Raw genomic sequence first — 13,078 nt, 5'->3', positions numbered from 1 at the left:
TCGGCCTCCCCGTGTATACCAGACAGCTTGCCTTTGATGATCGCACGGTCAATCTCGTAGGTGGACAACAGCTTAGCGGGAGTATCGGACATTTTCGGTACGCTCCGGCGCGCCCTCGTGCCGTTCCCGCAAAAAGCAACGAGCTGATGAACGTGTTTCATTTCAAGATTCCCCTATCTCCGTGTAGCGACAGCAACCAGGCCACGACTTGCATGAGAAGCACCGGAGATTCCGAGTCCAGCTGCGGCGGTCGTGACATCTTGTTGCCATGCCGCCTGCATTTTCCTGCCGCGATCGACACTTCATATCTTGCAATAACATGTTCTAGTTTTGGAAAAGAATCGAAAAGTTGAAGTGAGGGATGCGGATGAATATCGATTTCACCAAGGATCAACAGCGGCTACGTAAACACCTGCGCGCCTATTTTGCCGACCTGATATCACCTGAAATCCGTGCGGCATTGGAAGGCCAGGGCGGCGAATACGGTGCACCCGAGGCATACAAACAAGTCGTTCGCTCCCTCGGACGCGACGGCTGGCTCACCCTGGGGTGGCCCGAGGAGTTCGGCGGGCAGAACCGACCGGCGATGGACCAGCTCGTCTTCAACGACGAAGCCGCCTCCGCAGGGGTGCCGTTCCCGTTCCTGACCGTGAACACCGTCGGCCCAACGATCATGAGATTCGGTACCCCGGAACAGAAGTCGTATTTCTTGCCACGCATCGCACAGGGCGACCTGCACTTCTCCATCGGCTATTCCGAACCCGAGGCGGGCACCGATCTCGCCTCATTGCGCACGCGCGCGATCCGCGACGGAGACCAGTTCGTCATCAATGGCGAAAAGGCGTGGACCAGCCTCATCGAATACGCCGACTACATCTGGCTGGCCGCACGCACCGACCCAGCAGCGTCCAAGCATCGTGGCCTATCCATCCTGATCGTGCCCACCACCGCAGCGGGCTTCTCCTGGACCAAGATTCACACGATGGCCGGCCCCGGCACCAGCGCCACCTACTACTCCGACGTCCGTGTCCCCGCCACCAACATCGTGGGCGAACCGAACGCCGGCTGGCCACTGATCACCAATCAGCTCAACCACGAGCGAGTTGCGTTGACTTCCGCTGCGCCACTGCAGGAGTCGCTGCGACAGGTGTGGGATTGGTGCGAACGAACCACTCGCGCCGATGGCTCGCGCGTCATCGACGCCGAATGGGTTCGACTGCATCTGGCCCGCGTGCATGCCAACATCGAATACCTGAAGCTGCGCAACTGGCGCATCGCCTGGGCCGCCGACTCTGGCGAACTCGGGCACGCGGACGCATCGGCCACCAAGGTGTTCGGCACCGAACTGGCCACGGAGGCATACCGTTTGCTGATGGAGGTGCTGGGCACATCAGCGATCGTGCGCACCGACTCACCGGGCGCCGTACTGCGCGGCCGGATCGAACGTTTCCACCGATCGTCGCTGATCCTCACCTTCGGTGGCGGAACCAACGAGGTCCAGCGCGACATCATCGCCAAAACCGCTCTCGGACTTCCCGTTACCCGCTGACCTCTCCCAAAGGAATCCCGTTATGGACTTCAGTTTCACCGAAGAACAAAGTGATCTCGCCGGGCTGACCCGCGCGCTGCTCACCGACTGGACGGCGAAGAACACACCGGACGGCACCGGTCTCGACCGGTCGCTGTGGGCAGCGCTGACCAGCTCCGGAGTGATCGAGGCCGCGCTGCCGGCTCCGATCGGCGGCGGGCTCGGTCTGACGGAGCAGTGCAGTGTGCTCATCGAGATCGGCCGGACCCTTGCCCCGGCCCCCTACCTGACGAGCGTGGCGGTGGCCGCCTCCGCGATCGCAACATTCGGTGACGACCGGCAGTGGCAGCGGTGGGTCGCGCCCGTCGCGTCCGGAACCGCCACGCTTGCGGTGGCACTTACCACCGAAGAGAACCGGTTCCGCGCCGAATCCGCCGCGACTGGCTGGCAGATCAGCGGAACCCACAGTGCCGTTCCCGCCGCGGCATTCGCCGACGCGTTTCTGATCGAAGCCGCAACCCCGCAGGGAGCGCTGTTATTCGTACTCGACCGTGACACCCCCGGTCTGCACGCCACCGGACAACACGTCGTCGACAGCACCGATGCGGCGCTGCTCGAACTCGACGGCGTCACCGTCGGCACCGGGTCGACTCTGGGGACGCCCGGCGACGGTGCGGCCGAATGGGCGCATCGCCGGGCGACCATCGCCGCCTGTGCCCACCAGCTCGGTGTCTTGACACGCGCACTGGAACTCACCAGCGAATACGCACTGACCCGAAAGCAATTCGACAAGCCCATCGGCTCGTTCCAGGCCGTCCGGCAGCGCTTGGCCGACGCGCACATCGATGTCGAGGCGGTGTGCCTGACTCTGTGGCAGGCCGCCTGGCGCGAATTCCAGGGCTTGCCCGCCGACGCCGAAATCGCCACTGCGAAGTTCTGGGCGGCCGAGGCGGGTCACCGCGTCGCACACACGATGGTGCACGTGCACGCGAGCATCGGGATCTTCCTGGACTACCAGGTGCACCGGTACTTCCTCGCCGCCAAACGCGGCGAATTCTTGTTCGGCGCGGCCACCGAGCAGCTGCGGCTGCTGGCCGACGCCATCTCGCCCGCCCGGCGGTCGTAACCAGCTTCCGGAGTGGTCCTGGCATTCGTCATCGGGCTGGGCGCACCAGTGATACTGATGGCGATCACCGCCACGTTCACCGGTATTCGCCCGATCCGGCACATCGCACGCAGCGCGGACCGCGAGTACGTGATCGTGCGGGCGAATCCGGTATTCGCCGAGCAGGTGATGCAAGCATCGGCCCACGACTGACCGCACCGGTCATCCCACCGGGTGGTAGTTGATCGCGGCACGGTCACGGCCGTCGGTATCGGGACAGGCAGTAAGCCGCGTGTGATCAAGACCAACCGCGAGACGGGCCAGTCTTGATCACACGGCCCGTCCTTCAGTACAGCCAGGGCACCTGGTCGTGGCCGAAGTCGAGGAAGTCGCCGAATCGGCCGGAGTAGAACACCAATCCGGTGCCGTCACGCCAACGCATATCGGTCACCTCGCCGTAGAAGACGCGGTGGTCACCGATGTCGTGGGCGGTGTGGACCCGGCATTCCAGCTGGGTCAGGGCGTCCTGGATCAGGGGTAGGCCCGACTGGCTCACGTCGTAGGGCATGCCGTCGAATCTCGCGCCGCCACGAGTGGCGAATCGACGCGCGAGTGCCTCCTGACGGGAGCTGAGGATGGACACGGCGAACCGACCGCTGCCTTCGACCGCGTCGGTGGTCCGGCTACCTTGGGTGAGGGAGACGAGCAGAATCGCGGGCTCGAGACTGATCGAAGTCAGCGAGCTGATCGTCATCGCGGACGGTTCGCCGGAGCCGTCGTCGGCACTGACGACGGCGACACCGGTGGTGAAGCGGCCCATACTGCGTCGCATATCCAACGGTGTCGGACAGTGGAATGCCGGGAGTGTCATGATCGGCCTACCTACTGCGGTAGCGGACTTCGACGGTGAGTACGCCCTCGTCGGTGCGCCACGGGCCGTGCGGCATACCCGGTGGGCGGCACGCGTACATGCCCGCGGTGAAGGTTTGTCCCAGCGTCAGGTCGGTGAACGAACCCTCGAGGATGTACACCTCCTCCCAGAAATCGTGCTTCTGCACACCCATCGGCGAGGAGTCCGCGCCGGGTTCATAGCGCAGAATCCTGCTGGCTACCTTGCCTTCCAGGTCGCGGGCGAGGACGCGTTCGGTAATCGCGGGATTGTCACCGGGGCACACGGTGTATTCGATGTCGGTGACGGGAAAAAACTCGAGTTCGGGCTTGGCCATTGTGGCGGTTTCCTTTCAGGCGGTTTCGAGTTTGTATGAGCCGAGAAACTGTTCGACCTGCCCCAAGGGCTCTTCGTAGCCGTAGTTGCGATAGGTGTAGGCACCCTTGACCACGAATGGCGCACCGGCGTAGAACATTTCGTACTGCTGATGCCGTCCGGCGAATTCGGAGCCGATGATGTCCCAGGCAAGCTTGAAAAGCTTGACGCGTTCCTCCGACGACACCCCGGGCGATTGCACGTAACGGGCGACGTCCGCGGCGGTGACCGGACTGGTCATATCCTCGATACTGGAAGGCAGTTGCAGCACACCACCGCCGACGAGGTCGCGCAGGATGGCAAGTACTCGCGGATAGATCTCGGCCTGCAACCCCATCGACCCGTAGAGCGCCCGCTTTCCCGGCAGCCATTGCCCCGCCGAATCGGGCTCGGCGGTGTATTCGGCTGCCAGAACGGCGGATTCGACACCGGAGACCAGTGCCGCGAGTTCCCCGAGCTTCTCCTGGACGCTGGGGATCTTGTCGACACCGTTGACCTGGGTGACGCGACGAGCGACGCCCGCGATGAATTGCAGTTTTGTGTCGAACCGGATCTGCGCCTGCCAATTGCCGAGCACATGGGCGCCGGTGTCGAAGAACTGGCGGCGCACGCCGTTGGTGTCGCGGTCGACGAACACCCGGTCCCAGGGAATGAGCACGTCATCGAAGACGACCAGGGCATCGGGCTCGTCGTACCTGCTTGTCAGCGGATAGTCGAAGCTGCTGGTCGTGGCCGGCGCGTATGGCCTGCGGCAATAGAGTTTGAGTCCGTCCGCGGCGGCCGGGACGACGAATGACACCGCGAAGTCCTGATCGTCGGGACCGAGTGGCTTGATGCAGGATACGAAGATCTCGTCGGCGATGGCCGCGCCGGTGGCGAGCATCTGCGATCCACGCACGATGATGCCGTCTTCGGTCTCACTGACCACGCCGACCTGCAGGTACTCCCCCTCCCAACCCGAGGCCGTGGTGGCGCGGGATACCTGTGGCGGAATGATCGCATACGAGAGGTAGAGGTTTTCGTTCAGTAACCGCTGGTAGAACGCGGTGACATTGGCCGAGAAGTCACGTGTTCCCTCGGCGAAGGTTTCCGGGTGCGCGGCGAAGGAGGCCAGGAAGGTGCCGACATGGTCGGGGCTGCGGCCCACCCAGCCATGGGTGTGCCGGGCCCACGTCTGGATGGCTGCGCGGCGCAGGCGCAGTTCCTCCGCGCTGCGCGGAATGCCGAACACCCGGTTGGCGACGGCACCGGTCTCGGGTGCGGTGTACTGCATGCCGTTGACGGGATCGGCTGCGAGGTCGAACAATTCGGCGATAGTGTGCGCGACGGGCGCGAACGCCGGATGGGTGGTCACATCATCGACCTGCTTGCCGTCGACGAGCACAACGCGCCCATCGTTCAGTGACGCGAGATAGTCGGCTCCGGTACGCATGGTCACTCTCCTTTAGTGGTGTAGGTGTGGGTCAGCACTCGTCGGTCGGGCAGTACGAGTTCGAGCTCCCACGTGGATCCCGCAACGAACTTGCCGTCGAGCAGTGGCAGGGTGCCTGCGAAGCAGATGAGGTCGGCGTCGGATTCGCCGAGCCGCTCGGCGACGATCCCGAGCAGATCGGCCGGGCGGCGTAGCGCGGCGAGAGTGCCGTCCTGGTAAGGCTTTCCGTCGACTCGGCTGCGCGCGACGCAGGCATCCCAGTCGAAGTCGTCCCAGGTGCCGATTTCGGCGACTACCGCCCCGATCGGCTTGGGGCAGGCACGTTTCGAGGCGCCGATATCGACCGTTTCGAGTTGGCGATCGGTGTGATCGGAACCGACACCCAGATAGAACTTGCCGTCGTGCCGGAGGATGACCGGTTCGACCTCGCCGGAGGTGTTGGTGCCGGAGACGATGGTGCCGGCCGCGGTTGTGACGCTGTCACGTTCGACCGGATAGAGCATCGGCACTCGCTCGGGCGGTGCGACGCCGATCGCGGCGAGTTCATCGATATGGTGGCGCACCGCCGCCTCGTCACGCCCGGTGTAACCGGCGACCAGAGTGCGGGTGGTGCCGAATCGGATGGTGTTGCCGGTGCCGAGCACCTCGAAGCTCAGGACGTTGGCGGTGATTGTTGCGTTCACGCGAGAACCTTTCGGGTATTGAGGAACCTGTAGTCGTCGAGCCGGTCGGTCAGCACCGGGAATTCCGTGCGGGTTCGGTCGACGACGGCGGGATCGATCTCGGCGATGGAAATGCCTTCGGCGTCATCGGTTTCGGTGATCACCTCGCCCCAGGGATCGACGATTCGGCTGTGGCCGGCAAGCTCGACGCCCTGATGGGTGCCGGTGGCATTGCAAGCGATGACGAAAACCTGGTTGTCCACAGCGCGGGCCGAGGTCATCAGCCGCCAATGCGCGAGCCGGGCGGCGGGCCACGCGGCGGGAACGATGACCAATTGCGCTCCCGCGCCGACAAGTTCGGTCCACAGCCCGGGGAAGCGCAGGTCGTAGCAGGTCGTGGCCGCAACCGCACCGAATGGGGTGTCGGCGACATCGATAGCGTGTCCCGGCTCGAGCAGCTGCGCCTCACGGGATTGATATCCGAAGACGTGGATCTTGCTGTAGTGGTGCACGAGTCGGCCGTCTGGGCCGAAAAGTATTGCGGTGTTTCGAAGTTTGCCCGCGTCGGCCTGCTCGACGATGGTCCCCGCATGGACGTAGCAACCACGGTCGCGGGCGATTGCCCGCATCACCTGCGCGGTCGGTCCGTCCAGGGATTCCGCTGCCGCGGGATAGTTGTCGAAGTGGTTGTAGCCGACCCGCCACAATTCGGGCAGGACAACGAGCTCGACATCCTCGGATATTTCGGCCACCGCTCGGCGGCCTCGTTCCAGCCGGTCGGCCGGTGTTTCGGTATCCGGGCTGGCTATCTGGGCCAGAGCGATTTTCATCGGCATTCCTTCACTGACGGTTAGAGTCGCGGCTGCTTCAGTGAGCACAGGGTGGTGTCGAGGTGTTCACGTACGGCCTGAACCGCGGCGGCATGGTCCTTGGCCGCGAGCGCATCGACGATCGCGGCGTGTTCGATAAGCACTTGTTTCTTGCGGTCGTCGTCGTCCATGACGATCCGCACGCCCATCCGCATCTGCCGGTCCCGCAGCGACCGGTAGAAGTCGTGCATCAGCGGGTTGCCCGCAGCGCGGATGATGGTTGTGTGGAATTCCAGGTCGTGGGCGATGAAGTCGACCGGATCGGTATCGGCTTCCTGACTGTCGACCAGGCCGCGCAGCCGGGCGGGCAGCTGGCCGGGGTTGGGAGCCACCTCCGTCACCGACCATTCCTCTACTACTCGGCGCGCCTGCATGACGGCCTCGATGTCACTGTCCGACAGTGCGGGAATGAAGGCACCCTTGTGCGGGACCCGGCGAATGAAGCCTTCGGCTTCCAAGCGCAGCAACGCTTCTCGCACCGGAGTACGCGAGGTACCCGACGCCGCGGCGACCTGGGATTCGGACAGGAACATCTCTTCGTCGCGGGGCAGGGTCACTATCGTGTTCTTCAACCATTCGTAGGCCAGCTCGGGCGCTGATGCCACGCTGGTTTTCGAAGTCGTCATGAGACTGCCCTTTCGATGAGCTACGGAATGACTACTGCTGGTGTGTCGGTGGTTTGCGGGTGTGGTTCTTCGGTCGGTATGTCGGCCAGGTCGACGGTGCGAGTCTCACGGGCGATAAGCGAGGCTGCCAGCGAGATCGCGCCCATCACGGCAAGATAGATGCCGATCGCGTATCCGCTGCCGAACCGGTCGTAGAGCGCGATCGCGATGATCGGCGCCAGCGATCCGGCCAGTACCGACGCGAGGTTGTAAGCCAGCGATACCCCCGAGTACCTGACCTCGGTCGGGAAGAGCTCGGAGAAGAAAGCTCCGATCACCGCACTGTAGGCGGCGAAGATCAGAAGTCCGACGGCGACCGCGAGAATGATCGCGCCGGTCCGGCGGGTGTCGAGCAGCGCGAAGAACGCGAACGCCCACACAATGGTCGCCAGCGAGGCACCGACGTAGATCGGGCGGCGGCCGATCCGGTCGGCGAGGACGGCGAATATCGGGATCGTCACCAATGCGACTGCCATACCGATCATTACGGCGGTCAACCCGATCCCGCGGTCGAGGTCCTTGATCTGGGTGACGTAGGTGATCACGAACAGCGAGAAGATATAGAAGCCCGCGTTCTCACCGAAGCGGGTGAATGCCGCCAGCAGAATATTGCGCCAGTGATCCCGGATCGCCACACTCAGCGGCATCCGGACCAGGCGCGGGCTGGTCGCCGCTCGGGTCCGCTCGAACAGCGGGGTTTCCGCGACATACAGCCGCAATACCAGTCCGATCGCGACGAGCAGCGCCGACAGCCCGAACGCGACACGCCAACCCCACGACAGGAAGGCGTCCTCGGACAGCACCGCACCCAATAACGCCAGGACTCCCGCCGCAAGCAGATTCCCCAGGGGCGGACCGAGATTCGGCCACGCTGACCAGAACGCGCGGCGCTTGGCGTCTCCGTGCTCGGAGACGAGCAGGACAGCGCCGCCCCATTCGCCGCCGAGTGCGAAACCTTGCACCAGACGCAAAAGCACCAGCATGATCGGCGCGGCGACCCCAATCGTGGCGTAGGTGGGGAGCAGTGCGATGAGCGATGTCGCGACGCCCATCAGCAGTAGACTCGCGATGAGCGTCGCTCGACGCCCTTTCACGTCACCGAAGTGGCCGAGAACCGCGGCACCGAGCGGCCGGGCAAGAAACCCGACAGCGTATGTCGCAAACGCGAGCATGGTCCCGACCAGCGGATCGCTCGCCGGGAAGAAGAGCTTGTTGAAGACCAGCGCGGCGGCTGTTCCGTACAGGAAAAAGTCGTACCACTCGACGGCGGTACCGGCGAGACTCGATCCTGCGATAACGGGCAGACTCGTATGGGATCTGCGATTGATAGATTTATCCGTGGCGGTTGCCATGTCGACTCCTGGTCGCATCGTCGCTGCTTGACGATCCACATGCCCCGCGTTCTACCTGGACGTAGAGCGCTGCTTAACGGTTATGCGGATGGTGCTGCCGGGCTCGGTGGTTGTTGGCGCAACCACCGAGCCGCTTCAGTTCTCCGCCCCGGCGCCGGCTGTGAGGCCGATCACCAAGGGGCGGTGTACCAGTTGTATACGATGCGTCTACAAGATTCAAGGGATGGCGCAAAGAGCTTTCCGGGGTAACCCGATGGTTACCCCGCCGATCAAGGTGAGAGCCCTGTTCCGAACCGGGAACCGTCAGCTGTGCAATACCGAGTCCCGGTGCACGTCGAATTGGAGCGCGTCTGCCTACCGGCGGCCGGTGAATACCGGGCCCAGGACGGGTACGAAACATGGATCGCGCGCGGCATCATCGACCCGGGCGCGGGTGTCAGTGGCGGCCCTAACCGCGTTCAACTGCCTCCTTGATGCCACTGACGTGCACCTCCCACATACCCCGGGAATGTTCGGCCTCATCTTCGCTCGCATTGTTGTCCTGACTGAGCGAAAGGTGGGTCGTCGCCGCGGTTCCGGTCAGCTCGTAGGTGAGCGTGTGGTAGTTCTCCGGCATGTCCGGCTGACCGCTGAGCGGGCTGTAGTGGGTCACCTTCAGCAACCGGCCCGGCTCGAAGGCAAGAATCTCGCCTTTGTCCTCGTATGACCGCCCCTCGTATTCGCCTTTCCAGACAATCGGGCTACCCGGCTGCCAATCGGTCCGCACCTCGGCCCCGAACATGAATCGGCGAATCTGCTCGGGGTCGATCAGCACGGCCCAAACCTGTTCCGGTGAGGCGCTGATGTCGGTTTCCGCGGTGGCCACGTATCCAGTCATTTGAATTTCACTCCCATTGGTCGACTTCCCCGACCGTACGGCTGTGGCCGATCGAGGTCTTGTATATAGGCGCCACAGCGTGAGGTTCTCGTCGGCGATCTGTGGTTGCTGCGGGAAGATGGGCGCTGGCAGTATCTCGCGCGGCGGCTGCCATTAGGCGGGATATCAACCTCCGTTGAGGGACGGCCGGTCGACGCCGACGGCCTTGCGTCGTGCAAGGGATCCGGAACTGTTGCTGTTGAAGCGGATTTCGATTCCAGATGCGCCGCCTGATATGTGATCTCAGCATTCTGGCGCACGGGTACGACCTGGAGTAACAACCGAATGTGTCTGGCACAGTACAGAATTCGGGCTTCGGACTCGGCAGAACGTGCGACTAGGACTTTCGCAGAGTGCTGGTGATAGCACCGCCCGGGCGGTCGACGACGTAGGTGATGGAGCCGTCCGGCCGAAGCTCGACCGTCGATGATGTGGCAGGGTCGGCGCAACGTAGGCCGCCGGTCAGCCGGGCGGCGAGGGTGAGCTCGGTTTCGGTGGCGGCGACCAGGCGTTCGGCGCGTTCGCAGCGGGCGCCGGAGACACTGTCGGTGTAGGAGGAGAACGCGACCTCTTCCGCGTTCTTGCCGGAGCGGATGGTGAGCGAAACGTCGAATGAGACGGGATCGGCGGCGATTACTTTCCATTCGCCCAGAAAGACTTTCGGAACGGCCCAGACCGCCGCGACGGGAGTCGTGTCCGCCGGACGGAGAGCCGGAGTACCGGTCGAGCCGCTGGCGACGCTGCTGTCAGCGGAGTCGCCGCGCCACCACCCGCCGCCCGCGAACACCGTTATCGCGAACACCACGACAACGATTGCGACACTGACGATCACGGCGAGACGCAGCATCTTCGACCATCCCACCAACTGGTCCCGCCTCATCGTGCCGATTCTAATCCGAACCCCTATCCGGCCGAACAGTTTCCGTCAGGCGAAACCGGTTCACATACCTCGGATATGGTGCGGCAGGCCCGTCATGCCGGAATCCGCAGCGTCCGCGCCGGTCGCTCGAACCGCTCAGCGAACTCCGGCGAAAATGGCCGGCGCGAGCACGCTCTCGCACCATTCGCGAAAAGTGGTGGGGCTACTGGATTCCGGGGAGTGATATTGCCGACACCGACCCGGTGTCATATCTCGCTTGCCGACATTCCGAGTAACCCGTTGGCGGACACCACCATCACCAGCGGCGAGCCGGCCGCCACCCCAGATCCTGGCCGCAATCTCACACTGCCGCCGCCCCAACCCTGGTGACGGGCAGGTCGACCGGTGTTTCGATACGTAGTCCACGCTCGGCGGCGAAGCGAGCGGGTCCCGGCATGCCCGAAAGTGCGGACGGGCCCTGGTTTTTCACCGCGCCCACGGCGTCGTCTTCCCATAATCGGCCCGTATGGTCGCGTTCATATGGTGTTTACGATGTCCGAATGCTTATCGACGCGCAAGGAAGTTCGGCCTCACCTGGCGAGCTAGTGGGTGCGGCTGAGGTCCAGGAGCGTCGCTTTCGGCCGGTCGTCGTATGGTCCGGTATTGCCGCCGCGGTGTTCGTCCTCGTCGCTGGCGAGCTCATGGCCTACCACATCGACGCCCTCGGACCGCTGACCAGCCTTTTCCGCGACTACGCGGGAACCCCCAAGTCCGCGACCACACCGTGGGCGGGCTTTCTGCTCGCGCTGGTCGGCGTCACGGCCCGCATACGTGTGCGGGCCCTCGCCGCCGCGATCGCCCTTGACCTGATCTTCGTGGCCGTCCGAACGATCGACGGCCGGCCGTTCACGGTCGGCAATGGACCGACCATTGTGCTGACCGTGCTCGCGGTGGTCGTGGCTGTGCGCTGGACCGGCGTACGTCGCGAGACGGCATTGCGCACCGCCGCGCTCGGAGCGCTGCTGATTCTCGCGACGAAGGTCGGCGAGATCTGGCTGGACATCACCGCGTGGTCATGCCCGCAGGTCCTCGATCCGTATGTGCAACTGGCCGATCGGGCGCTCGGCAACCCGGCATGGCTGGTCGGCCATGCCCTGGATGTGGCGGGACCCGCGCCTTTGGGGCTGGTGCGCTGGGTGTATTTCGAACTTCCGGTCGCGGCCATCGTGGTAGCGATCTGGCAACTGCGCGGCGTGACCACGGGAGCCTGGCCGCGGCACCACCTGGTGCGAACCTTCCTGGCGCTCGGCCTCATCGGACCGATCTGGTACGTGATCTTCCCGGTGGTCGGTCCGGTGCTGGCGTTCGGTCCGCAGGGGCACGGCTTCGAAATCGCCGACGTGTGGCCGAATGTCGTTCCGGCACTGCCATCCTCGGTCCAATCGATGCCTTTCGACACCATCACACCGCGCAACTGTATGCCGTCACTGCATACGGCCTGGGCATTGTCACTGTTCATCCACTCGCGGCGCGGGCCGCGCTGGTTGCGTTGGGGCGGGGTGTTCTGGCTGGTATGCACCGTCACCGCGACGCTCGGTCTCGGCGCCCATTACGGCATCGACCTCGTCGTCGGCGCGATCCTGTGCATGACAATCGAGTCGGTGCTGCGTGAACCCGATCGCGGCTGGGACATTGCCCGAGTCCGAATGGTGGCCCTGGGGATCACCTCGTTCACCGGGATACTCCTGTGCACCCGCTACTGTGCCGTCTCGATGGCGAAATACCCGTTCCCGTTCGGCATTACGATCCTCGGCACCCTCGCGGCGGTGGCCTTCACGTTTTACACGACCTGGTTCGCCGCGAACCGCCAGGTGCTACCGGCGCGCAAAGCAGAGACCGCCGAGTTAGCGAATCCCTGAGGTAGATCTCGCGTATCGCTCTGCCAGGTAGCGAATTCGTCCGCGCACGAACACGATCAAACGGTCCCGCGACGAACTGACGTAACCGGCGTCGCCACGAGCCTCCATGACGCAGCGCCCAGAACCGTCTCAGTCCGGAGGTGTCGCTCGACTGTTTCCGCGTCTCCCACCACCACATCGACAGCAACGGCGCGCGCCCCGCGTAATCGAGTCCGATGCGGCACACCGACCCGATCCACAGCGCGCCGACCGGCAACCCCGCAATGGCGGCTCGCCCGGCGCGGCGAAAGACAAGACCCTTCGGGAACTCGACATCCAGACTCCCATCACCGGCAACAGTTTCCGCTTGTCGAGGTCCGATTCTGCTGTTGCGTCGATAGAAAGTCGCGAGTAGTCGGCTACCTGTATGAGCGGCTCGTCGGACTCGCCATCGACGCCGGACTCGATGAAATACAGGTGCGCGCCGTGCTCGCGGACCGAACGCGAGCCCGCTATCCAGACGATCGG

General features: G+C 64.1%; 13 protein-coding genes. 4 read left to right on the top strand and 9 right to left on the bottom strand.

Features of this window, described 5'->3' with window-relative positions; all coding sequences use genetic code 11:
• The first annotated feature begins 367 nt into the window (after positions 1-367).
• From LKE06_RS13335 to LKE06_RS13325, 3 genes are read left to right on the top strand one after another with little or no spacing between them, the layout of a single operon-like run.
• On the top strand, positions 368-1,549 hold the full coding sequence (locus LKE06_RS13335; protein WP_227998947.1) for an acyl-CoA dehydrogenase family protein: 1,182 nt from the start codon (positions 368-370) through the stop codon (positions 1,547-1,549).
• Between the two features lie 22 nt (positions 1,550-1,571).
• On the top strand, positions 1,572-2,654 hold the full coding sequence (locus LKE06_RS13330) for an acyl-CoA dehydrogenase family protein (RefSeq protein ID WP_227998946.1): 1,083 nt from the start codon (positions 1,572-1,574) through the stop codon (positions 2,652-2,654).
• Positions 2,655-2,666: 12 nt separating this feature from the next.
• Entirely contained in the window at positions 2,667-2,846 is a 180-nt protein-coding gene (locus LKE06_RS13325; RefSeq protein ID WP_227998945.1) for a hypothetical protein, read from the top strand.
• 133 nt (positions 2,847-2,979) lie between these two features.
• Here LKE06_RS13325 and LKE06_RS13320 read toward each other — a convergent pair whose 3' ends face one another.
• The 9 genes from LKE06_RS13320 to LKE06_RS13280 all read right to left on the bottom strand — a co-directional run bounded on the left by LKE06_RS13320 (position 2,980) and on the right by LKE06_RS13280 (position 10,673).
• A complete protein-coding gene (locus tag LKE06_RS13320; RefSeq protein WP_227998944.1) occupies positions 2,980-3,504 on the bottom strand; it encodes a flavin reductase family protein in 525 nt (174 codons plus the stop codon).
• A 7-nt stretch (positions 3,505-3,511) separates the two neighbouring features.
• Positions 3,512-3,859, bottom strand: coding sequence for a cupin domain-containing protein (locus LKE06_RS13315; RefSeq protein ID WP_227998943.1), 348 nt, complete (start codon positions 3,857-3,859; stop codon positions 3,512-3,514).
• Between the two features lie 15 nt (positions 3,860-3,874).
• The gene (locus LKE06_RS13310; RefSeq protein ID WP_227998942.1) at positions 3,875-5,329 is read right to left on the bottom strand and encodes a 4-hydroxyphenylacetate 3-hydroxylase family protein; all 1,455 of its coding nucleotides are present in this window, start codon (positions 5,327-5,329) and stop codon (positions 3,875-3,877) included.
• Positions 5,330-5,331: 2 nt separating this feature from the next.
• Entirely contained in the window at positions 5,332-6,012 is a 681-nt protein-coding gene (locus tag LKE06_RS13305) for a DUF2848 family protein (RefSeq protein ID WP_227998941.1), read from the bottom strand.
• Positions 6,009-6,821: a carbon-nitrogen family hydrolase gene (locus tag LKE06_RS13300; RefSeq protein ID WP_227998940.1), complete on the bottom strand. Its 813-nt coding sequence runs from the start codon at positions 6,819-6,821 to the stop codon at positions 6,009-6,011. The genes LKE06_RS13305 and LKE06_RS13300 overlap by 4 nt, the downstream gene beginning before the upstream one ends.
• A gap of 20 nt (positions 6,822-6,841) precedes the next feature.
• Positions 6,842-7,486, bottom strand: coding sequence for a GntR family transcriptional regulator (locus tag LKE06_RS13295; RefSeq protein ID WP_227998939.1), 645 nt, complete (start codon positions 7,484-7,486; stop codon positions 6,842-6,844).
• 20 nt (positions 7,487-7,506) lie between these two features.
• Entirely contained in the window at positions 7,507-8,877 is a 1,371-nt protein-coding gene (locus LKE06_RS13290) for an MFS transporter (protein WP_227998938.1), read from the bottom strand.
• Between the two features lie 448 nt (positions 8,878-9,325).
• A complete protein-coding gene (locus LKE06_RS13285) occupies positions 9,326-9,754 on the bottom strand; it encodes an SRPBCC domain-containing protein (protein ID WP_227998937.1) in 429 nt (142 codons plus the stop codon).
• A 376-nt stretch (positions 9,755-10,130) separates the two neighbouring features.
• Positions 10,131-10,673: a hypothetical protein gene (locus LKE06_RS13280; protein ID WP_227998936.1), complete on the bottom strand. Its 543-nt coding sequence runs from the start codon at positions 10,671-10,673 to the stop codon at positions 10,131-10,133.
• Between the two features lie 539 nt (positions 10,674-11,212).
• Between LKE06_RS13280 and LKE06_RS13275 the strand changes: the two genes are divergently transcribed.
• On the top strand, positions 11,213-12,571 hold the full coding sequence (locus LKE06_RS13275) for a phosphatase PAP2 family protein (RefSeq protein ID WP_227998935.1): 1,359 nt from the start codon (positions 11,213-11,215) through the stop codon (positions 12,569-12,571).
• Positions 12,572-13,078 lie beyond the last annotated feature (507 nt).

Source organism: Nocardia australiensis (assembly GCF_020733705.1).
Taxonomy (GTDB): Bacteria; Actinomycetota; Actinomycetes; order Mycobacteriales; family Mycobacteriaceae; genus Nocardia; species Nocardia australiensis.
The sequence above is the reverse complement of the archived record's forward strand: the minus strand, read 5'-3'. Positions and strand labels throughout refer to the sequence as shown.

Coding starts and splice junctions, on each gene's coding strand:
- LKE06_RS13335 (WP_227998947.1), top strand. CDS start 368: ATGAATATCGATTTCACCAAGGATCAACAGCGGCTACGTAAACACCTG.
- LKE06_RS13330 (WP_227998946.1), top strand. CDS start 1,572: ATGGACTTCAGTTTCACCGAAGAACAAAGTGATCTCGCCGGGCTGACC.
- LKE06_RS13320 (WP_227998944.1), bottom strand. CDS start 3,504: ATGACACTCCCGGCATTCCACTGTCCGACACCGTTGGATATGCGACGC.
- LKE06_RS13315 (WP_227998943.1), bottom strand. CDS start 3,859: ATGGCCAAGCCCGAACTCGAGTTTTTTCCCGTCACCGACATCGAATAC.
- LKE06_RS13310 (WP_227998942.1), bottom strand. CDS start 5,329: ATGCGTACCGGAGCCGACTATCTCGCGTCACTGAACGATGGGCGCGTT.
- LKE06_RS13300 (WP_227998940.1), bottom strand. CDS start 6,821: ATGAAAATCGCTCTGGCCCAGATAGCCAGCCCGGATACCGAAACACCG.
- LKE06_RS13295 (WP_227998939.1), bottom strand. CDS start 7,486: ATGACGACTTCGAAAACCAGCGTGGCATCAGCGCCCGAGCTGGCCTAC.
- LKE06_RS13290 (WP_227998938.1), bottom strand. CDS start 8,877: ATGGCAACCGCCACGGATAAATCTATCAATCGCAGATCCCATACGAGT.
- LKE06_RS13285 (WP_227998937.1), bottom strand. CDS start 9,754: ATGACTGGATACGTGGCCACCGCGGAAACCGACATCAGCGCCTCACCG.
- LKE06_RS13280 (WP_227998936.1), bottom strand. CDS start 10,673: ATGAGGCGGGACCAGTTGGTGGGATGGTCGAAGATGCTGCGTCTCGCC.
- LKE06_RS13275 (WP_227998935.1), top strand. CDS start 11,213: ATGCTTATCGACGCGCAAGGAAGTTCGGCCTCACCTGGCGAGCTAGTG.